At 49.7% G+C, this 19452-nt stretch carries 23 protein-coding genes; 7 read left to right on the top strand and 16 right to left on the bottom strand.

The window, feature by feature from the left end:
* Positions 1 to 35: 35 nt before the first annotated feature.
* The gene (locus NEV57_RS11200) at positions 36 to 362 is read left to right on the top strand and encodes a nucleotide pyrophosphohydrolase (protein WP_257658419.1); all 327 of its coding nucleotides are present in this window, start codon (positions 36 to 38) and stop codon (positions 360 to 362) included.
* A gap of 50 nt (positions 363 to 412) precedes the next feature.
* Here NEV57_RS11200 and NEV57_RS11195 read toward each other — a convergent pair whose 3' ends face one another.
* The gene (locus NEV57_RS11195) at positions 413 to 1174 is read right to left on the bottom strand and encodes a YjjG family noncanonical pyrimidine nucleotidase (protein ID WP_257658418.1); all 762 of its coding nucleotides are present in this window, start codon (positions 1172 to 1174) and stop codon (positions 413 to 415) included.
* 70 nt (positions 1175 to 1244) lie between these two features.
* Between NEV57_RS11195 and NEV57_RS11190 the strand changes: the two genes are divergently transcribed.
* From NEV57_RS11190 to NEV57_RS11170, 5 genes are read left to right on the top strand one after another with little or no spacing between them, the layout of a single operon-like run.
* Positions 1245 to 2126: a sensor histidine kinase gene (locus tag NEV57_RS11190; protein WP_257658417.1), complete on the top strand. Its 882-nt coding sequence runs from the start codon at positions 1245 to 1247 to the stop codon at positions 2124 to 2126.
* Positions 2113 to 2829: a response regulator transcription factor gene (locus NEV57_RS11185; protein WP_257658416.1), complete on the top strand. Its 717-nt coding sequence runs from the start codon at positions 2113 to 2115 to the stop codon at positions 2827 to 2829. Before NEV57_RS11190 ends, NEV57_RS11185 begins: the two co-directional genes overlap by 14 nt.
* Complete coding sequence (locus NEV57_RS11180) at positions 2826 to 3347, top strand: tetratricopeptide repeat protein (RefSeq protein WP_257658415.1); 522 nt, start codon at positions 2826 to 2828, stop codon at positions 3345 to 3347. Before NEV57_RS11185 ends, NEV57_RS11180 begins: the two co-directional genes overlap by 4 nt.
* Complete coding sequence (gene hemE / locus NEV57_RS11175) at positions 3344 to 4381, top strand: uroporphyrinogen decarboxylase (protein WP_257658414.1); 1038 nt, start codon at positions 3344 to 3346, stop codon at positions 4379 to 4381. Before NEV57_RS11180 ends, hemE begins: the two co-directional genes overlap by 4 nt.
* Positions 4382 to 4406: 25 nt before the next feature.
* A complete protein-coding gene (locus NEV57_RS11170; protein ID WP_257658727.1) occupies positions 4407 to 4949 on the top strand; it encodes a CopD family protein in 543 nt (180 codons plus the stop codon).
* A 20-nt stretch (positions 4950 to 4969) separates the two neighbouring features.
* Here the strand turns inward: NEV57_RS11170 and NEV57_RS11165 are convergent, their stop codons facing one another.
* The 14 genes from NEV57_RS11165 to NEV57_RS11105 all read right to left on the bottom strand — a co-directional run bounded on the left by NEV57_RS11165 (position 4970) and on the right by NEV57_RS11105 (position 18313).
* Positions 4970 to 5944: an NAD-dependent epimerase/dehydratase family protein gene (locus NEV57_RS11165; RefSeq protein WP_257658413.1), complete on the bottom strand. Its 975-nt coding sequence runs from the start codon at positions 5942 to 5944 to the stop codon at positions 4970 to 4972.
* Entirely contained in the window at positions 5941 to 6750 is an 810-nt protein-coding gene (locus tag NEV57_RS11160; protein WP_257658412.1) for an SDR family NAD(P)-dependent oxidoreductase, read from the bottom strand. The genes NEV57_RS11165 and NEV57_RS11160 overlap by 4 nt, the downstream gene beginning before the upstream one ends.
* A gap of 57 nt (positions 6751 to 6807) precedes the next feature.
* A complete protein-coding gene (gene recG / locus NEV57_RS11155; protein WP_257658411.1) occupies positions 6808 to 8913 on the bottom strand; it encodes an ATP-dependent DNA helicase RecG in 2106 nt (701 codons plus the stop codon).
* Positions 8914 to 9100: 187 nt separating this feature from the next.
* Positions 9101 to 9481: a RidA family protein gene (locus tag NEV57_RS11150; RefSeq protein WP_257658410.1), complete on the bottom strand. Its 381-nt coding sequence runs from the start codon at positions 9479 to 9481 to the stop codon at positions 9101 to 9103.
* Positions 9482 to 9502: 21 nt separating this feature from the next.
* On the bottom strand, positions 9503 to 9643 hold the full coding sequence (locus NEV57_RS15735; protein ID WP_307876431.1) for a DUF6728 family protein: 141 nt from the start codon (positions 9641 to 9643) through the stop codon (positions 9503 to 9505).
* A gap of 64 nt (positions 9644 to 9707) precedes the next feature.
* A complete protein-coding gene (locus NEV57_RS11145; protein ID WP_257658409.1) occupies positions 9708 to 10097 on the bottom strand; it encodes a rhodanese-like domain-containing protein in 390 nt (129 codons plus the stop codon).
* On the bottom strand, positions 10094 to 10396 hold the full coding sequence (gene trxA, locus NEV57_RS11140; RefSeq protein WP_257658408.1) for a thioredoxin: 303 nt from the start codon (positions 10394 to 10396) through the stop codon (positions 10094 to 10096). Before trxA ends, NEV57_RS11145 begins: the two co-directional genes overlap by 4 nt.
* A 45-nt stretch (positions 10397 to 10441) precedes the next feature.
* The gene (locus NEV57_RS11135; protein ID WP_257658407.1) at positions 10442 to 11308 is read right to left on the bottom strand and encodes a cupin-like domain-containing protein; all 867 of its coding nucleotides are present in this window, start codon (positions 11306 to 11308) and stop codon (positions 10442 to 10444) included.
* Positions 11309 to 11514: 206 nt separating this feature from the next.
* Positions 11515 to 12486: a gliding motility protein GldN gene (locus NEV57_RS11130; protein WP_257658406.1), complete on the bottom strand. Its 972-nt coding sequence runs from the start codon at positions 12484 to 12486 to the stop codon at positions 11515 to 11517.
* A 13-nt stretch (positions 12487 to 12499) separates the two neighbouring features.
* Positions 12500 to 14026: a type IX secretion system motor protein PorM/GldM gene (gene porM, locus NEV57_RS11125; protein ID WP_257658405.1), complete on the bottom strand. Its 1527-nt coding sequence runs from the start codon at positions 14024 to 14026 to the stop codon at positions 12500 to 12502.
* A gap of 46 nt (positions 14027 to 14072) precedes the next feature.
* Positions 14073 to 14876, bottom strand: coding sequence for a type IX secretion system motor protein PorL/GldL (gene porL, locus NEV57_RS11120; RefSeq protein ID WP_257658404.1), 804 nt, complete (start codon positions 14874 to 14876; stop codon positions 14073 to 14075).
* Between the two features lie 37 nt (positions 14877 to 14913).
* Positions 14914 to 16221 (bottom strand): T9SS ring complex lipoprotein PorK/GldK, encoded by a 1308-nt coding sequence (gene porK / locus NEV57_RS11115; protein ID WP_257658403.1) that lies wholly within the window; start codon positions 16219 to 16221, stop codon positions 14914 to 14916.
* Between the two features lie 333 nt (positions 16222 to 16554).
* Entirely contained in the window at positions 16555 to 17325 is a 771-nt protein-coding gene (locus NEV57_RS11110; protein ID WP_257658402.1) for a uroporphyrinogen-III synthase, read from the bottom strand.
* 10 nt (positions 17326 to 17335) lie between these two features.
* Positions 17336 to 18313: a DUF4271 domain-containing protein gene (locus NEV57_RS11105; protein WP_257658401.1), complete on the bottom strand. Its 978-nt coding sequence runs from the start codon at positions 18311 to 18313 to the stop codon at positions 17336 to 17338.
* A 146-nt stretch (positions 18314 to 18459) separates the two neighbouring features.
* On the opposite strand from NEV57_RS11105, the gene NEV57_RS11100 reads away from it, so the two are divergent.
* Positions 18460 to 18831: an MGMT family protein gene (locus NEV57_RS11100; protein ID WP_257658400.1), complete on the top strand. Its 372-nt coding sequence runs from the start codon at positions 18460 to 18462 to the stop codon at positions 18829 to 18831.
* Positions 18832 to 18852: 21 nt separating this feature from the next.
* On the opposite strand, the gene hpt is transcribed toward NEV57_RS11100, so the two are convergent.
* Entirely contained in the window at positions 18853 to 19392 is a 540-nt protein-coding gene (gene hpt / locus NEV57_RS11095) for a hypoxanthine phosphoribosyltransferase (RefSeq protein WP_257658399.1), read from the bottom strand.
* Between the last annotated feature and the right edge of the window lie 60 nt (positions 19393 to 19452).

Raw genomic sequence — 19452 nt, 5'->3', positions numbered from 1 at the left:
CGCCTTACCGGCCACATCTATTTAAACACAAAAACGTGACGATCAAGGAAGCACAATTGCGGGTAGACCAATGGATTAACACAACAGGTGTCCGCTACTTTAACGAATTAACCAATACGGCTATGCTGATGGAAGAAGTTGGTGAGGTAGCCCGGATCATGGCGCGGAAGTATGGGGAACAATCGTTTAAAAAATCCGATGAACAGGTGGACCTGGCCGATGAATTGGCCGATGTATTATTTGTAGTGGTCTGCCTGGCCAACCAGACCGGAATTGACCTTACCGACGCGCTGGAAAAAAACTTCGCCAAGAAAGCCATCCGTGATGGCGAGCGGCATAAAAACAACGAGAAGCTGAAATAGCATTTAAGGAGCAGGCAATTCGACATCCCTTAAGCCGCACTGCGCCGGTTTTAAAAAAGGCGTGTCAGTTCATCGAGGCTACGGATGCTTTGCGTAACATATTCCGGAACAGTGGCATCGCAGGGATTGAAATAAATGGCATCCATGCCCACACGCTGGGCTCCCTGTATATCCGCTTCCAGGCTATCACCTATCATGACGCTTTTCGCAATATCCGTGTTTGCATGCTTCACGGCATAATGGAAAATCTCCGGGTGCGGTTTGTGTACGCCAACCAGCTCGGAGATCACCATGGTGTTGAAATATTTCTTCAGGTCACATTTAACTACCTTAACCTGTGCAGCGTCATTAAACCCGTTCGAAATAAGGTGCAGGGTGTATTTTTCTTTCAGGTACCCGAGCGTCTCATGGCTATGCGGGAAAAGGTTCGTTTTCTGTGGGCACAACCGGAGATAATCCGTCTCAAAAGAACTTGGAAACAGTTTCGGATCGATCCCCAACTCCCTAAATGTGTCGGCGAAACGAGCCTCCCGGAGTTCTTTTTTACTTATTTTCCCATGATGGTACATCGCCCAAAGACGATGATTATTCCGGTTATAGGTTTCAATAAACCGGTCGGGGCCATGTATACCAAGGTTGCAGAAACGGTAGGTGTCAAAAAGCTCCATCAGGGTTTCTTCCGCGTTTTTTTCAAAGTCCCAGATCGTGTGGTCCAGATCGAAGAAGATATCCGTTTTATTCCGTGGTTGCACGGGGGCAAAGATAATACATTCTATGCCGGCCGCCCTGGGCAATTTTCTTAATATTGTCATAATGTAGCCCATCATTTGTTTTTAACGGCTATAAATCGATACTTTTGTGATTGCCTTTCAGGAGTTTAATATGCGGAAACCAATAGTGTTGTTTTATTTCCTGCTTTTTTATGCTTCAGCACAGTTAGTCTGGTGGGGTGTGCTGCTTATTGAAACCCAGCCACACCGGAAGTCGATGATCATTGGCGAGGGAATTTTCTTTATGGTGATTTTCCTCGTCGGGGCATTGAAACTGAAAAAGGCCTTTGTACGGGAACATAAACTCCAGAAGCAACAGCAAAACTTCCTGCTGGCCGTTACCCACGAACTTAAATCGCCGTTAGCTTCCATCAAACTGTACATCCAGACCATCCTAAAGCGCGATTTGAATAAAGAACAGCAGGAGCAGTTTTTATCCAATTCGTTAAAAGACATTGAGCGGCTGGACGACCTCGTGGGAAATGTGCTCATTGCCACCAAGCTGGAAGGTATCCGGCCTAATTTTCCAAAGGAAGATATTAACCTGACCGAGTTGGTACAGCATGTATCCGACCGGCTGCAAATCCATTCCTGCACTTCGCAGGTCATCAAGACCGAGCTGGAACAGGAGGTGTATATCGAAGGCGACCGGTTTGCCCTGACCAATGCGGTAACCAACCTCATTGAAAATGCAGTGAAGTATTCACCACCCTGCGCCCATGTATTTGTCAGGTTAGCAAAAGACAATGGAAACGTCCTGTTTTCGGTGGCCGATCATGGTATTGGAATCAAAGAAGAGGAAAAGAAGCGTATTTTCAATAAGTTTTATCGGGTAGGACAGGAAGAAACCCGAAAAACCAAGGGTACGGGCCTGGGACTGTATATTGTGAAGACGGTATTGGAAAAACATCAGGCACAGATTAAAGTAAAAGACAATAGCCCCTCAGGAAGCGTTTTTGAAGTCATATTTAATAACCATTATGCAGCAAACTAAGCAACGGATTTTATTGGTGGAAGATGAGGAGCACTTATTGGAAGCCATTAAACTCAACCTGGAGTTGGAGGGATACCGGGTGTCTACGGCCACCGACGGTAAAAAAGCCCTAAAGGTATTTAAAGAAGAACGGTTTAACCTGGTGATACTGGACGTCATGATTCCTGAAATCGACGGGTTCCAGGTGGCAGAAACGATACGGCTGCAGAACTCGGAAGTGCCTATTATGTTCCTAACCGCTAAAAACAGCAGTGAGGACCGTATTACCGGCCTTAAGAAAGGAGCTGATGATTACTTGGTAAAGCCGTTTAACCTGGAAGAATTGATTCTACGCGTGGGCATCCTGGTGCGCCGAGGTATGAAGGGCGAGGAGCTCAAGGAACTCAACTCGTACCAGATCGGCGACAAAACCATCTATTTCAATTCCTATGAACTCCACCACGTCGATGGAACGGTTACGTCGTTGACTAAAAAGGAGACCATGCTGCTCAAATTGCTGATTGAACGCCGAAACGAAGCCGTCTCCCGTGAACAGATACTTGAGACGGTCTGGAATTATGATGTTTACCCTTCCACCCGGACTATTGATAATTTCATCCTTACGTTCAGAAAATATTTCGAACCCGATCAGAAACACCCGGTTTATTTTCACTCGATACGCGGGGTAGGGTATAAATTTACCGATAATCCCCAGCAGCTATGATGACGACCAAGGTACGTATCGTCGTATTATTGCTTGCCTTACTGTTGTTAATCTATGCCATTTACGCCCATGTTTACCAGTCGGTCGCGCTCATCATAGGCGGAATGGGGTACCTGATCTGGAGCCATTTCAGGGAAGGCACGGTCTTTCTTGCCTCACAGGCTTTCCAGCAGCATGATTTTGAAAAAGCACAGCGGCTGCTCGCAGATATAAAGAAGCCCGAGTACCTACGTAAAAAAAGGCGTAATTACTACGAGTTCATGAGCGGCAACCTGGCGTTAAAAGCAGGCGATTACGACGCGGCTGAAAGGCATTTCCAGATTGCTTCAAGGCTGCCTTTCCGCAGGCCCAATGACAAGGCCATTATCCTGGTAAACCTGGCTAATATTAATCTTCATAAAAAGGATTATGAACGGGTCAGGGCCTACATCGCAGTGGCCCGTAAACTGGAAGTAACCTCGCGAATAGCACAGATCATTAACAAAATAGAAAACGAAATACCTAAAGACCAATCGTGACAAACAAACTGCAGAATGATTTATTGATACGTGCTGCCTTTTCGCAGCAGACGGAACGCCCGCCTGTATGGATGATGCGCCAGGCTGGCCGGTTTATGAAGGAATACTGGGAAATCAAAAATAAGTACTCCTTTCTCGAAATGTGCAAAACGCCGGAAATTGCCGCGGATGTTACCATGCTTCCCGTGGATCTGCTGGGCGTAGATGCCGCTATTCTATTTTCCGATATACTGGTTACCCCCGAGGCCATGGGCGGCATACTGAGCTTTGAAGATGGGGTAGGCCCCCGGTTTGCTAATCCAGTCAGGGACAGGGCAGGGGCAGAAGCCCTGCAAACCGATGTGCTGCCTAAGCTACAATACGTGGCGGACGCAATAAAGGTGATCCAGCAGCGGCTGCAGGGCCGTATTCCGCTGATCGGTTTTGCCGGGGCACCGTTCACTGTGCTAAGCTACCTGGTAGAGGGTGGGTCTTCCAAAGATTTTAAGCGGACCAAGCTGCTCCTGAACAACGAACCCGAGCTGGCGCACCTGCTGCTGCAGAAAATTACGGATGTCACGATAGCTTACCTGAACATGCAGATTGCGGCGGGCGTAAATGCAGTACAGCTCTTTGACAGCTGGGCAATGGCGCTGTCGTGGGATGACTATCAGCATTTTGCACACCAATATAATACTGAAATTATCGCCAAAATCGACCGGAAAGATATTCCCGTGATCTCGTTCTGCAAAGGAAGTTCTGTATTTGCACCGCTGATGGCGGAGGCGAATCCCGACGTTGTGTCGGTTGACTGGAATGCAGACCTGCGCCAGCTTAAAGACCGTCTGCCGCAAGGTGTGGCCGTACAGGGAAATTTAGATCCCTTTGTGCTGTATGCGGATAAGCGTGTAATCAAAACCAAAATAACGGAACTGTTCGAGCGGATGCGCGGACAACCGGGATTCATCTTTAATTTAGGACACGGCATCATGCCGGATATCCCGTTTGATCACGTAAAGTATGCTGTTGAAGTGGTGCGGGAATTCCGGTATTAATATCTCCGGATAAATACAGGTAATGATGATATACCTTTACGCTAAAGCCATACACATCATCTTCGTCATCTGCTGGATGGCTGGCTTATTTTACATCGTCAGGCTATTCATCTACCATACCGAGGCGCGGCAAAAAAAACCGGAGGAATACGCCGTATTGCACCGGCAGTTTATGGTAATGGAACACAAACTGTGGTGGATCATTACTACCCCATCCATGTACCTGGCCGTTTTGGCCGGTTTGACTATGTTGGTTGATGCCCCGGGCTTGCTTCACGCAGGTTGGCTGCATGTGAAGCTTGTTTTTGTATTGGGACTCATTGGCTACCATTTTGTTTGCCAGCGGATCATGTACCAATTGAAATCGGAGCAGAGCAGCTGGACATCCAACCGGTTGAGGATGTGGAATGAACTGGCAACGGTATTGTTATTTGCCATCGTTTTTGCCGTTGTACTTAAAAGCGCGGTTAATTGGATTTATGGTGTAATCGGCCTCCTACTACTGGCCATTATGCTCATGGTCGCCGTCAAATGGTATAAGAAATTCCGGCAGCGGAAATCCGGGTAGCCCTGTGCCTGGCAATGCCTTTAGAGCATTTTTTGTTTCTTAAACCAGTCAACGGCGTCGTCAATCGCCTGCGTAACCGGGTGGAAGCTGATGTGTAGCGCTTGCCGTGCCTTCCTGTTCGTATAATAGTTATGCACACAAAGAATCTTCATATTGGTGGATGACAGGGCCGTCTTTATGCCTACTGCCCGCAGCAGATCGCCGATATAGCCTATGCTGATCAGCAACGGTTTAGGCAGGCACACCAGCAGCGTCCGCTGGTTTGCCTGTTGTGCTAACAGGGAGAAAAACTGCCGGTAGCTCAGGTTTTCACCAGCCAACAGGTAGGCTTCCCCGCTTTTTCCGGCCGTCAATGCTTCCACGGTTCCACGGGCAACATCGTCGACATGTACGAAATTTTTTCCACCGGGCGGATGAAAGACAACCCGCTTGCCATATCCCATACGGATAATTGCCCCTGAACTTGGCTTGCCATCATAAGGACCGAGCATAAAGGTCGGGCTTACGACCACGACTTCAATAGTCCCCGTAGCAGCCAATGCCACGTGCTGCCCCTCCAGCTTGCTTTTAGCGTACCATGCGCTGGCAAACGGTTCACGGGGCGGCAAGGTCTCGTCCCCGGGGGCCGTCAGCGATCCGTAGCCAAATGTATTTGCCGTACCAACGTAAACCACTCGCTTAATGCCGTTCGCTATCGCAGCCTGGATAATATGTTCCGTGCCGGTAACGTTAATCAGCGAATAATCGGCATACCGCAGCAGGTTTTGACTGGTAGTGGCTGCGCAGTGGATGATGTAATCGCAATTCGCTGCCGCGCGCATGACACATGTGCTATCGGTAATATCGCCGGGTATTAATTGGAGCTTTGGATGAGCGGGCAGGAGGAACTTGCGCGGATCCCGGATCAGTCCGGTTACCCCGTAGTCCTGGGCAAGTAGCTGGACGATGATGTTGGTGGCCAACAACCCATTGGCTCCGGTGACCAGTACATTCATGTGCGGTTAATTTCTTTTTTGATGGCATTGGTAAGTAAGGGCAACCGGATATAGACCGGCAAAAACTTCATTACCATCCAGGTAAGCTTATTGGCCCAGTTGAGCATGATCAACGTATCCCGCCGAAACAACTGCCGGATGGCAATTTCCGCCACCTTTTCGGGGGGTAGCAATCCCATAGAGGCAAATAATCCCTGCTTTTGCAATCGGGCGGATGAGTCGGCATTGGTCATCATCGGTCCGGGATTGACTACGCTGAAAAATACATTGCTACCGGCAAACTCCTGATACAGCCCCCGGGTAAAATTATGTACAAAAGCCTTGGAAGCGGGGTAAACGGTTTTGTAACCGAGGGGGCTATAAGCCGCCACGCTACCCACGTTAAGTACAAACGCCTGGTTGCGTTTGATTAGGTTGGATAACAACTGATGGGTAAGCAGTGAAGTCGCCCTGATGTTGAGCTGGATAATGCGGTCCAGGTAATCAATGGATACATCCTGGAAACTCTGTGTTCCTCCGCATCCGGCGTTATTGATGAGTACATACAATGGAAAATGGGTATTTACCCAGTTGGCCAGCGCCACAATATTTTCCTTCTGGGTCAGGTCCGTTTCAAAAACGTGGGCTTCCTGTCCCAGCTCGGCTACCTGATTGGCTACAAAAGGCAGCCCTTCATTCGGCAGGCTGACCAGGATGAGGTGAAACTTTCTTCTGGCCAGTTCCAGCGCGAAGGCCTTTCCAAGCCCCTGGCTGGCCCCGGTAATCAGGGCGTATTGCTTGCCATTTTCCGCTGAATGATTTTCCATTATGCCGTATGTGCCTGCAAGTAAATAATTGTTTGGCACATTTACAAGGTTTTGCACTTACGATATTTTCTCCCACTGAATACCGGCTTCCCTTCGGAAAAGGTAATCCCGGAGTAGTATATGCTCGCTGTTGTCCAGCTGTGGATCATTACGGAACACCTCGATTACGCTGCTGCGTACCTCGGTCAGCAAGGCCTGGTCAGTGGTCAGGTCGGCTAGTTTGAGATCCAGCACGCCGCTCTGCTGAGTGCCGGCCAGGTCACCGGGACCGCGAAGCTGCAAATCCACTTCTGCAATTTCAAAGCCGTCATTCGTACGGACCATGGTCTCCAGCCGAAGCTTACTTTCTTTGGTTAACTTATTTCCAGACATGAGGACACAATAGGACTGTGCCGCCCCGCGTCCCACCCGCCCACGCAGCTGGTGCAGCTGCGACAGGCCGAAGCGTTCCGCATTTTCGATGACCATCACCGAAGCATTAGGTACATCCACTCCCACTTCGATGACCGTGGTTGCCACCATAATCTGCGTCTCCCCCCGGATAAACCGCTGCATCTCAAACTCTTTGTCCTTGACAGGCATCTTCCCGTGGACGACGCTGATGCGGTACCGGGGTAACGGAAATTCCTGCTGTAGCGTCTCCAGACCGGCTTCCAGGTACAGCAGGTCCATTTTTTCGCTTTCCTTAATGAGCGGGTATACGATATATACCTGGCTGCCTTTGGTGATCTCGTCTTTCATCAGGCCAAACATCCGGAGCCGGCTATGTTCATACAGGTGCGTCGTTTTAATGGGTTTGCGCCCTGCCGGCAGCTCATCGATCACGGAGCTGTCAAGATCCCCGTAAAGGGTCATTGCCAGGGTACGCGGAATCGGCGTAGCCGTCATGACCAGCATGTGGGGCGGGATATCATTCTTGCGCCACAGTTTCGCACGTTGTTCTACGCCGAAACGATGCTGCTCATCGATAACCACAAGCCCGAGATTCTTAAATTTCACGGCATCCTCGATTAATGCATGCGTACCCACCAGAAGCGATAACGAACCATCCTCCAGCTGTGTATGGATAATCCGGCGATCTTTCCTGGCTGTAGAACCGGTAAGCAGCTGCACCGAAGCGATCCCTTCGCCCAATAATTTTTTGATGCTGTGGTAATGTTGCTGGGCCAGAATTTCTGTGGGTGCCATGAGGCAGGCCTGCAGGCCGTTATCGGTAGCCAGCAGCATGCTCATTAAGGCCACCACTGTTTTTCCGCTACCTACATCGCCCTGAACAAGGCGGTTCATCTGTGCCCCCGAGGCCGTATCCCGACGGATTTCCCTAATGACACGTTTTTGCGCATTCGTTAAATCAAACGGCAACCTTTCATGGTAAAACTGGTTAAACTTTTCTCCTACCGAATCAAACTGGTGCCCCTTGAAGCGCTGGGTGTTCAGCAGTTTATTCTTTAGCAGCTTCAACTGGATAAAAAACAATTCATCGAATTTGAGCCGGTGGATAGCATGGCGCAGCACCTGCTGGTTGGCAGGAAAATGAATGGCCTCGAGTGCCTGTGGTAACGGCATTAGCCCGTGCCGGCGCAGCAGGTATTCAGGAAGCGTTTCACGGAGCTGTGCAGCAATTGCCTCCAACAGGGCGACCTGTAATTTCTGGATACCTTTGCTGTCCAGCGAAAATTTCTTCAGTTTTTCAGTTGAGTTATATACTGGCTGCAGGCTCATATTGCCTGCGTTTTTGGATCCCGGAAGGTAGCTTTCCATTTCCGGGTGGGTCATGGAAAGCTGGTTATTAAAAATAGTAGGCTTGCCGTAGATGATATAAGGTGCACCAACGGTTAGTGTTTTTCTGAGCCACCCAATGTGCTGGAACCACACCAGCTCCATAGTGCCGGTGTCGTCCATAAATTGACCCACCAGCCGTTTTCCACGCCGTTCCCCTCTTTCTTCCAGCTGTACCAGCCGTCCGATTACCTGCGCTGCAGCCATTTCGGGTTTGAGCTGGGTGATTTTATGCAACTGCGTACGGTCAATGTGCCGGAATGGATAATGCCGCAGCAGATCGCCAAATGTATAGATGCTTAATTCGGACTTGAGTACTTCAGCACGGCTGGGACCGACCCCTTTTAAATATTCAATGGGAGTTATGGTGCTGAATGGTATCACTATAAGGTTTTCCTGTTAAAACGTGCCCGCTGGTAAACCACCAATTACAGCGGGTGGCTCTGGTGCCGGCAGTACACGTTAGTTTATGCGAATTTATGCAAAACTTTCCGAAGTGCATTCCGGTTATACGGGAATACTGCTCCATGACGGGCACCCGGATACCTGCCGGGAACAGGCTGACCGGCAATTAAGCCTTCCAGGCAATCAACGAAATTTCGACACGTACATTTTTGGGCAGCCCCGCCACAGCCACCGTTTCACGGGCAGGGGCATTTTCCGTAAAGTATTCGCCATATATCGTGTTGACTGCCGAAAAATCATCCATGTCACGCAAAAAAATGGTTGTTTTCATCACATCTGCAAATGTGTACCCGGCAGCTGTGAGCACAGCGTCAAGGTTTTTGAGCACCTGACGGGCCTCATCGGTCACCGTGCCCCCGGTTAACTCACCTGTTTCCGGTGATAATGCAATCTGCCCCGACACATATAGGTGATTTCCGGCCAGAACGGCTTGGTTATACGGCCCGATGGGGGCAGGCGCCTGCGGTGTATTGATAACTGTTTTCATGAAATAGAAACTTACCGAAAATTACTTGAAAAAGAGATACTCCACAATCTTGTATAAAATGGCCAGCAAAAACAGAATGATTGCCGTAGCATTGATTACATGCATGACCTTGAGATTAAAACTGTGGGGTCGACTGGGGTCTTTTTTTCTGAAAAAATACATAATACGAAGTTACGGCCGGCTGATGGCAATCGCAATATATCCGTGCGATTTTTCCATCAGCCTGTCATTGCTTGACCTGCAGGTCATGACCGCCCTCTTTCCAGGCGGTAATGCCTCCATCCAGCTCAATGATTTCCCGGAATCCCAGCTGTTCCAGCAGCTGTGCCGCCCGGTGGCTGCGCTTGCCTGTCCTGCAATAAAGCAACACCGGCTGATTGCGGTCGAGCCGGCTGACCCGGCGCTCAAATGACGCTTTGTTGAAGTCGAGCTGCCTGGCCCCGGTAATGTGGCCTTCCTTAAATTCGGCACTCGTCCGGACATCCACCAGCTGGTAGGTATCCAAACTATCCATATAATGGACAAACCGATCGGCCTGCACCGTTTTGGCCGGTTCCTGGGCCCACAGAAAAAAAGGCAAGGCTATTGCCAGCAGACTGAATGCGAACCGTTTCATGTTGTTTGGTTTGATGTGATTACCTGTGTTAATTCGCGTGCCTGAACAACCCCGCTCTGCCGCCACTTAATTTCACCGTTTTTGAAAAGAATTAAGGTCGGGACGCCGCGGATACCGTATTTCGATGCGACGGCAGGGTTGCGGTCCACGTCGATTTTGATAATGACCGCCTGGTCGCCGACAGCCGCTTTAACCTGATCCAGGATCGGCGGCATCAGCTGGCATGGACCGCACCAGGTCGCGAAGAAATCGACCAGTACCGGTTTATTGCCATTAATTAATGTAGCGAATTTTTCCATTATGGATTGAACGGTACGGAAGCGTACTTCCCGCAAACCGCTGAATTACCTGACTTTCTTTAACGCTTTTTCCGCCCGTCTGTTCGCCGCATTAATTTTATAATGAAACCAGCGGTCTTTGAAGATCTTGCGCATGGTATTATCAAAATTCCGCGTAATCACGAGGTTCCGGAATCCCCGCCATTTGTCATAAACTTTGGAAGGAAGCGCCCGTACGCTGATGGAATATCCTTCCGTTGCATACTGGATGTAATGCCACCATCCGGAAGGCATAAACAGGGTCTCACCCGGATGGATCTCCGCTTCGTAACCGTTGAGGTATTTTAACGCCGGGAATTTTTCATAATCCGGGGCCTTCAGGTTCGCAATGCTGTGGAAATTGTAAGGCAGTTTATACATTAAATCGGATTGCTCCAGCGGGAACAGCCAGATTTTCTTTACCCCTTTGTACTGGGTGATGAATACGTGGGACATGTCGATGTCAAAATGGTTCCGGGTGCTTGAGCCTTCTCCTCCGAAAAAGAGATATGGCAGCCACTTCAGTACTTTTCCTCCGGTGACATCGTTATAAATCAAGTCGTGGTTAAGCTCAGGTTTGAGCTTCATTAAATTGAAAAGAAAGATACGCAGGTCCGTTGGCCCGCGTTCAATCGTATCCAGGTATTCACCAAACTTCATTTTGGCGACAGGTGCACTGGCCGCTCGGTCATTGGATGCATCTTCCTTGCCGTGTAGCGAAATCATGGCGTCTCCGGCTATTTCCTTGAAATAGTCATAGTTCCATTTGGTCCAGGCCGGACTGTCCTTACGTACGAAATCGTCCATAATTACAGGAATACCCTTATTAAAATAATCCTTAATAAAGTCAGCCGAGCTAATTCCGGAGATCTTTTCTACTTTTTTGAGTTGCACGACTTAATAGTTGATAATAAACCAATATTGTTATATACAATAGTACAAACTTAGGAAATCTTTCCCAACTGTACCGGTGTCTATTTAATTTTACATTTGCATTATATTGGCAACACTACGATTAACGTGCCAAAAAATAAAAAAGCGTTAACGAGTTTACAATCAAACCTTTAACGCTTTTTATTTTGTCTTGTTGACCGATTATATCAGTAAGACCAAAGGTCCTGTTCGAAATCGACAAGTTCCTTTTTTATACGCTCTGCTTCATACAGACGATCGATCCCGTTATCCACATAATCCCGGATGCGGAGGTCTTCAGGATTGGACTGTTTTACGATGTAACTGGCAAAAAGACGTTTGATAAAGACATCGTCATAGCTAAGGCCGGTCGCGTCATTGTGGCGGGAAGCCACTTCCTTATTGACAAAAATGTGCCTGGCCTCTGGAAAATAGATCCAGAATGCGGGGTAGGCATCCGCAGCGATTGCCGCGGCATCATTGCCGGTGGTTAACCCTTCGATCTCCGGCACCTGGTCCAAACCGGCCAATGCATCGTCACTCACCCCGCTATCGCCGGTAATTTCATCCATTTTCGGGGTTACAAGCGGAGCAATGCCAATAATACGGGGTTCAAATACGGAGCGCTGTTTATCAAATATCCAATCTTCCTTGATGCGGAATCGCACCACATCGTCCGGGTTGAACGCAGTCGCCTCGAATCGGGAGGCAATCACATTGCCTTCTGCATCGTATTCTTCCACCAATGTACTGTCTGATCCGAAACGGCCCATCACCTGGTCGGGTGAAAGACGAGTTTTGAAGCTATCACCCGTGGGATCATCGGGGGTCGGCGTAGGGTCGTACGCCGTAAGCTCACCCGCCATTACGGCTTCCATGATCACATCAATCAGCCGCGATTTGGGGGATGCGTAAATCAGGTTCATCTTTTCCCGCAGGTCGAACTCCCGCCAAACCCGCTTTACGTAGGCAACGTCGGTTGGCCGGATATTGGCATATGGTACTACTTCCCTGTCTAAAATGTCCGACTTTACGTAATAGCCATCAACAGGAGGTTCCTCCACTTCAATCGGCGTGGTACTGTTCGATAGGTTTTCCTGTTGGGCCATCGCTGCCGTACCCAGCAGCATCAGTGCTAAAAAGCTATAATACCTGTTCATCCTAACCTCCTTTTTAATTGACCCGGAACGATATGGGGTCCAATTCCTGCTGCAGGCCATCCGGCCCTACGGCTATGATATTATAAAAGAACACGAAAGAGCCCGGTGAGATGGTGCTTAGCGCATTTTGCATCGGGCCGGAAAATGTCCCGTTCGTGCCCTGATAAGGGCCCATCGGGTCAACCCGGGGCTTCTGTACCAGCATGGAAAAGCGGGAAATGTTAAATTTGGCGTCAAACTCAAAATCTTCCAGCCCCGCGAAAATGCGGTTCTGTCCCCGGATCTGTGCGGCCGCTACCGTACCGCCCGAGCGGCCTGCTACCCGCGCCTGTGGCGCAGGAATGCGTTTTACGCGGAATTCCGTAGTCCCTAACGACTGTGTTTGTTCGCCAATCCGTGCGGATACGCTGATGCGGGCGGTGCCCGGCTGTGTTACCCGCGCTACGTATTTACCGGCGGAACCGGCAACCGTGGCTCCCTGGCCGCTTACGGCTAGGCTTTCTTTTGGAATACCCGGGGCAGATACGGAAATCGGATTGTCTACACCGATATACAGCACGTTCATCGCATCAGGTGAAACCACGGCCGATGGCCGGGCTACCTGGTATGTCTGCGGCGCAGTCTGGTATTCCTTTACCGTTCCGTCGGTCTGCTGCACACGAATGGTACCCGTCCAGTCAAACACGCCTTCCCGCGACGTATTTACTGTATAGGTGGCCTGACCGTCAACAACGGGAAGCGGGCTACCGCCTATAATAATTTCCGGGTTGGACTTGGAGTCATAAGCCGTCAGGAAAACCTTTGCCGTATAAGGCTGGCCCTGTATAATATAGGAGGACGGAGCAACGGCCACCGCCGCAAAGCGGTCGAGGTTAACAATGGCCATATCCATTTCCCCAAAAACATGCTTCACTACTGCTGCTTCCGCGTTTTTTACGTCTGCCCGTATTTTCTCCAGTGCGGTCACGGCTGCCGTAAGCGGTATGCCGTCGCCAAAATTAGCCTGTTCCCATGATTTTTTAATGCCTCCGCGGGCCGGTGGATCCTGCGCATCCAGGGAAAAACCAACTTCATTATTGGAGAGCTCCTGTAACCGTGTCCGGGTATCGCTGATGCGGGCGCGTAATTTTTCCGCCCGTTTCTCGTTATCCTTGATCATGAGACGCGGACTGATACTGAGATTGTCCCTTTTTTGCAGGTCGCCGGTGGATTCATTATAACCACCGCCCTCGTTTTCGAGCAGCTGCTGGAGCGAATCGATGTAGCCGGTCAGGCTATTCGCCAGCTGGCTGGCCTGTTCTGCGCGGCCAAGAATCGGTTTGGCCCGTTCCGGCTCGTCTTTCAGCTTAGTAGCCTTGAAGGCGCTGAACATGTTGTCAATCGTGGTCTGTGTATTTTGCGTGGAAGTGCCCAGGCTCGTTGCGAGATTCCGGAAGGCATCGAGTACTGAATCACTTACGTTCAATGCCACCAATCCCAGCAATACGAGGTAAAGAATCCCCATCATTCGTTGCCTCGGCGTCTGTTTTCCTGCTGCCATCGTGTAATCCCTTTTTTAAATGGTTGTCGGTGTTTAAAAATGTAAATTACACACGGGGCTGATTCATAGCGGCCAGCATGTTTCCATAAATGGCGTTGAGCGAAGCCAGGTTTTTATTCAGGTGGCTTACCTGCTCCCTGAGCTGTTGTGTATCTGCTGCGGAGTCATTGAAATTCTTCAACGTTTCTGCAATGCTATCGTAATGCTGGGTAATGGTTTTGAGCTTTTGGCCCGACTCGTTCAGTTCCAGTTCATATACGGCATTCAGCTGCTGTAAGTTGCTGGCCAGCTTCCCTACTTGTTCCTGGTAGGTTTTCGCGTCGGTACTGGCGCCACCAATGCTAGCCAGATCGGCAGAGGCCTTTTCAAAGGCAACATTTAACTGGTCAAATCCGCTGGTAGCGCTTTTTACTTTTTCCGTAAACTGCGCTGTGGCCAGTGATGCATCCGATACATTGGATATGGCCGAGACCTTATCCCCGAACGAACGGAGGCCGTCCCCGAGGTTACCGATCAGGTCCGGACTTATTTTGGCATCCTGTAACATTTTATCCAGCGCCGCCGTATGGCCAATGTTGGCAACCGGTGCGGGCCGGGTGGTAGTTTTTGGTAATTCACCGTCATAATCTTCCGCCAGTTCAGGGTACACCCGTGTCCAGTCGACGTCATCTCCCTCCCGCTGGAAGCCCAGAATAAGGAAAAGGAAAGCCTCAGTACCCAGTCCCACCACAATCATCCAGTCGCCCCACGGCCAGTGCTGTAACTTGGCCATGAGCCCGATGATCACAACGGTTGCTCCCCAGGAAACCACATTGTTAATGCCTACTTTGAATTTACCTTTTTTTGCCATGGTATATTTCGTCTTTTCGTTAGCTAGATTTATTCCGTTAATTATTCATCGGGTCTACGCCCGGATAGGCAGATACACTGCGGAATCCGATGTATGATTTGGCGGTATCCTGATATTCATACGCACGCGCCGAATTTTGCAGAAAATAGCCGATGTCTTTCCACGAACCGCCGCGAACCACCTTGCGTTTCAGCGATTCGGGATCGCCGGCAGTGGCGTCATACCGATACGTCGGGTTCATGTCGTGCACAAAAGAAGAGGCCGATTCATTAAATGTCGAGGACGTCCATTCCGCCACGTTTCCCGCCATATTGTACAGCCCGAAATCGTTGGGGAAGTAGGAATAAACGGGAGCAGTGTATGCCGCACCGTCATCAATATAATTTCCCCTGCTGGGTTTAAAATTAGCCATCAGGCAGCCTTTGGCGTTGCGGGCCGACGGACCGCCCCAAGGATATTGCGACCCGATCCTGCCCCCGCGGGCGGCATATTCCCATTCGGCTTCCGACGGAAGCATATACGGTTGGCGGATTTCCCTGCGGGTGGATTTCCGGCTTCTTTCAAAATTCTCAAATAGCCTGGAGCGCCAGGTGTTAAACGCGTGTGCCTGCCGCCATGTTACCCCTACAACGGGATACTCGTCAAAGGACGGATGGGAGAAATAGCCCTCGACCATCGGCTCGTTTTGCGCGTAGCTAAAATCGTTCAGCCATACGGTGGTATCCGGATATACCAGAATGGTATCCCGCCGGATGAAGTCTGACCGTGTTTTGGTTGGATCATTTTTAGCGGCAGTCGCCGCGCGCAGGTCGTACCACTCGTAGTGGTAACGCAGTAGGCGGACATCCAGTTCATCTTTACCGAAAACCCGGTCATCACCCTGGTAGTACATCTGGCGTGTGCGTTCCCGTACAGCCTGATCACGGGAATTCCACAGCGACCTTCGGCTTCCGTTTACCCTATCCCAGTCGATATAGCGTTCGTTGGTGCCTTCCACCTGAACGAAATAACTGTCATCCTGCAGGTAGTTGTAGATCAGCAACGAATCGCGTACCCAATTCACGAACTGCCGGTATTCACTGTTGGAGATCTCGGTTTCATCCATGTAAAACGACGAAATGGTCACTTGCCGGTTCTGTGCAACCTGCGCAAACGTAATGTCTTCATCGGACTGCCCCATAATAAACGTACCGCCGGGAATCAGTACCATGCCGTAAGGTACTTTACTGGTTTTTAACTGATCGCGTCGCACGCCAACCAGCTCTCCACCTCCTGATCTGCTGCAGCTGGCCGAGAACAACGCCAGCGCGATAAGAAACAGTATAGGTAAATGTCTTTTATTCATATTTTGTTATTATATGGTAGATTTATGAATAAATCATTTTCTTTTGGTTAGCCTTTAGCTTTTTACTTTAATCCAACCGCACGACAGCCCCGGACCAGCCATTGTCTCATCGGTTACCTAAGGCCATTTCGCCTATGCTGCCACACAAAAATCAATCAATTCCGGATTGTTCTTTTCACATTAGCATCTGGTGGCACGCTGCTAAGCGGCCATAAATTTATAAAAAGTAGTTGTATTTCCTCAAAATAGACAAATATATTTTGAAAACGGTGCTTTTCCCCTGCCTGGTTGGGGCAGACTGAATAAGGTTTGAAAAGAAACGGGTGCCCGCAGCTATTTGTTTACCTGTTTGATATATTGTTCCACGGCCATAGTCATGCTCGGCGCATCTGGTGTGGGTGCCGGAATATCCAAAATCAGATCCCGGTCCAGGAGGGCCTGGTGGGTAGTTGGGCCGAAGGCCGCAAGCCGGGTATCGTTCTGTTTGAAATCAGGAAAGTTCTCATATAAGGACTGGACGCTCGAAGGGCTAAAGAACACAATGATGTCGTAAAAAACGTCCTTTAAGTCGGAAAGGTCGCTGACCACTGTACGGAATAAAACCGCCGGCGTAAAGTCATAGCCATTTTCCTGCAGCCAATTATGTGTTTCTTCGTTGGCCACATCCGAACAGGGGTATAGAAATTTTTCCTTTGCGTGTTTCTTTAGCACATCCGCCAGGTCTTTAGCCGATTGCTTGCCAAAGAAAATCTTGCGTTTCCGGTACTGAATGTATTTTTGAAGGTAAAGCGCGATGGTCTCCGAAAGACAGAAATACTTCATGTCGGCGGGAACCTCATACCGCATTTCTTCACAGACGCGGAAAAAATGGTCTGCCGCATTGCGGCTCGTAAAAATAACCGCCGTGAAATCAGCCAGGTTAATCCGCTCTTTGCGTACTTCGCGGGCCGGCACCCCCTCTACATGAATAAACGCCCGGAAATCCAGTTTCAGGTTATATTTCTGCGCCAGGGCAAAATAAGGAGATTTGTCGTTCTCTGGCTTAGGCAGTGTTACTAATATGCTTTTTACTTTCTTTGCTCTATCTGCGTCTGACACTTGCATGCTGCTTACATTATTTATCAAGTACTTTTATTAAGATGAGTACCGGAGCGATTTCGAGGCAGCAAAGATACATAAATAAATAAAATTTAGAAAATCGGTAACTGCCCAATAAGTTGTTTGCCGTTTTCACAAACCGGAATATCAACAATGCAAGTACCAGTATGAGGCTAACCGGGATCACCCAGAGCATGTCGCGGACGGGGAGGAGGCTCAGCGCCAGTACAATGGGAAGGAACACCAGTGCCGCATTAAAATAGCTGAGGTATAATACCGCGACATATTCCCTGACCATGCGCTGCAGATCAAACACGAAGCCCAGCAGGCGGGTAACAATAATTTTGAGTACAAAGAGTACGATGACGAACAGCGATATACCCAGAAAGACATTCACACCATGTGCACGGGCATGTCCCAGGTAATATAAGTTATAGTGGTACAGGAACATACCCGTCACAAAACCAAATAAAATATACAGAAAGATAAACGGCCAGGAGCTGTACAGCGTATCTTCCTTATTGATCTGCATAAGCATGCGGTCGTTATAGAACGCCTGAATAATGGACATCACCTCATTGGGAAAAGCCAAGCGTACAATGCCCAGAAACAGGAACAGCAGGCCAATGGTAACGATCACCCACGGATCCCTCCCTGCCCGGTCATTACCCGGTTTAAGTTGGGCTGCCAAGCGGTTTGTAAAGGCGATCCAGCCCATAAAATCCCCGTTCTTTACCACCAGCACGTCCCGCAGGCTATCGGCAAAGTGGTTTGGCCGATCAGGATCGGGTAACCCGATATACTGCATGGTGAGGGAATCCTGTACCTGCCGTATGGAATCGGCCAGCCGCAATTTTTCCAGCAACGCCGCCTGGCGCAGCGAGTCCCTTACCGATGGCTGCTGTACTGCCGTAAGTGGTGCACCCTGTACCAAATGGGGTGCAAAACCCAGCCCCATGGTGATCAGGAAAAAAAGAAAAAACCGCTGCATCATTGACCTGGCTTCGACATGGCCGTAAAATTAGCGCGAATTGATCAGAATGCGAAATAATTTCACGCAGTAGCGCAAAGCGCGAGAGCCCGCGGCCCTGCCGCTTTGCGTGGATGGCCCCGATGTGAAAAGCTGCCGCTTCACCCATCATGGAGAAGCATCCGGAAACCAGTATATTTGTCAGTATGCAGCAAGACGACAATTTTTTTGAGCAGGTATACCAAGTGGTCCGGCAGATTCCCGAAGGACGGGTAACGTCCTATGGCGCAATAGCCCGCGCGTTGGGTACGGCAGGCTCCTCCCGCATGGTGGGCTATGCCATGCGTGCGGCGCACCGTGCCAACCCGCCCATTCCCGCCCACCGGGTGGTCAACCGGATAGGCGTTTTAAGTGGTAAAATGGCTTTCGGCAGCCCTACGCTGATGCAGCAGCTGCTTGAAAACGAGGGAATCACCATTGTTGATGATCAGGTGACCGATTTTAGCCGTGTTTTTTGGGACCCGCTCAGTGAAGCGGAGTAGCTATGCGCGACCTTCCGGAAATTACCCCCTTGTTTCCCGGTAGATATCCGGGAATGTCCGCCCTGCGCCGTTGTAATCCAGCCCGTAGCCAATCACAAAATCGTTGGCTATCTCGAAGCCCACATAGGCGATGTTATCAAATTGGTGCACCAGCGCATCCGGTTTAAGCAGCAGGGTGCATACGGCGACCGACCTGGGCTGTTGAGCCCGGATAATATCCAGCGTATGTTTCAGGGAGTTTCCGGAGTCCACCACATCTTCCACGATCACGACGTCACGCCCGGCCAAATCCATCTCCAGGCCAATCAGTTCCTTTACCCGTGCCTGGCGTTCCGTACCGGTATAGGATGCCAGCTTCACGAAAGAAAGCTCGCATGCAATATGGATCTGCTTCATTAAGTCGGCCATAAACATAAAGCAGCCATTCAGCACCCCGATAAAAACGGGGTGTTGGTTTTCGTAGGTAACATTCAGCTGAATACCGATGAGCCGGATCCGCTTCTTGATCTGGTGATAGTCAATCAACCGCTCAAACTGTTTCTGGTCAATCGTTATTTTCATTTAAAAAATTATTAATTCATCTTCATTTGATTACATCAATGGATGCTTCGCCGTTGTTTA

Origin of the sequence: Parapedobacter lycopersici, assembly GCF_024643285.1 — a bacterium.
In the GTDB taxonomy this organism is placed as follows: Bacteria; Bacteroidota; Bacteroidia; order Sphingobacteriales; family Sphingobacteriaceae; genus Parapedobacter; species Parapedobacter lycopersici.
This window is presented reverse-complemented; position numbering and strand designations above follow the sequence as displayed.

Coding starts and splice junctions, on each gene's coding strand:
- NEV57_RS11110 (WP_257658402.1), bottom strand. CDS start 17,325: ATGCAAGTGTCAGACGCAGATAGAGCAAAGAAAGTAAAAAGCATATTA.
- NEV57_RS11105 (WP_257658401.1), bottom strand. CDS start 18,313: ATGATGCAGCGGTTTTTTCTTTTTTTCCTGATCACCATGGGGCTGGGT.
- NEV57_RS15735 (WP_307876431.1), bottom strand. CDS start 9,643: ATGTATTTTTTCAGAAAAAAAGACCCCAGTCGACCCCACAGTTTTAAT.
- NEV57_RS11100 (WP_257658400.1), top strand. CDS start 18,460: ATGGAGAAGCATCCGGAAACCAGTATATTTGTCAGTATGCAGCAAGAC.
- NEV57_RS11185 (WP_257658416.1), top strand. CDS start 2,113: ATGCAGCAAACTAAGCAACGGATTTTATTGGTGGAAGATGAGGAGCAC.
- NEV57_RS11150 (WP_257658410.1), bottom strand. CDS start 9,481: ATGAAAACAGTTATCAATACACCGCAGGCGCCTGCCCCCATCGGGCCG.
- NEV57_RS11180 (WP_257658415.1), top strand. CDS start 2,826: ATGATGACGACCAAGGTACGTATCGTCGTATTATTGCTTGCCTTACTG.
- NEV57_RS11195 (WP_257658418.1), bottom strand. CDS start 1,174: ATGACAATATTAAGAAAATTGCCCAGGGCGGCCGGCATAGAATGTATT.
- trxA (WP_257658408.1), bottom strand. CDS start 10,396: ATGGAAAAATTCGCTACATTAATTAATGGCAATAAACCGGTACTGGTC.
- porM (WP_257658405.1), bottom strand. CDS start 14,026: ATGGCAGCAGGAAAACAGACGCCGAGGCAACGAATGATGGGGATTCTT.
- NEV57_RS11190 (WP_257658417.1), top strand. CDS start 1,245: ATGCGGAAACCAATAGTGTTGTTTTATTTCCTGCTTTTTTATGCTTCA.
- NEV57_RS11145 (WP_257658409.1), bottom strand. CDS start 10,097: ATGAAACGGTTCGCATTCAGTCTGCTGGCAATAGCCTTGCCTTTTTTT.
- NEV57_RS11130 (WP_257658406.1), bottom strand. CDS start 12,486: ATGAACAGGTATTATAGCTTTTTAGCACTGATGCTGCTGGGTACGGCA.
- NEV57_RS11165 (WP_257658413.1), bottom strand. CDS start 5,944: ATGAATGTACTGGTCACCGGAGCCAATGGGTTGTTGGCCACCAACATC.
- hpt (WP_257658399.1), bottom strand. CDS start 19,392: ATGAAAATAACGATTGACCAGAAACAGTTTGAGCGGTTGATTGACTAT.
- porK (WP_257658403.1), bottom strand. CDS start 16,221: ATGAATAAAAGACATTTACCTATACTGTTTCTTATCGCGCTGGCGTTG.
- NEV57_RS11160 (WP_257658412.1), bottom strand. CDS start 6,750: ATGGAAAATCATTCAGCGGAAAATGGCAAGCAATACGCCCTGATTACC.
- porL (WP_257658404.1), bottom strand. CDS start 14,876: ATGGCAAAAAAAGGTAAATTCAAAGTAGGCATTAACAATGTGGTTTCC.
- NEV57_RS11170 (WP_257658727.1), top strand. CDS start 4,407: ATGATATACCTTTACGCTAAAGCCATACACATCATCTTCGTCATCTGC.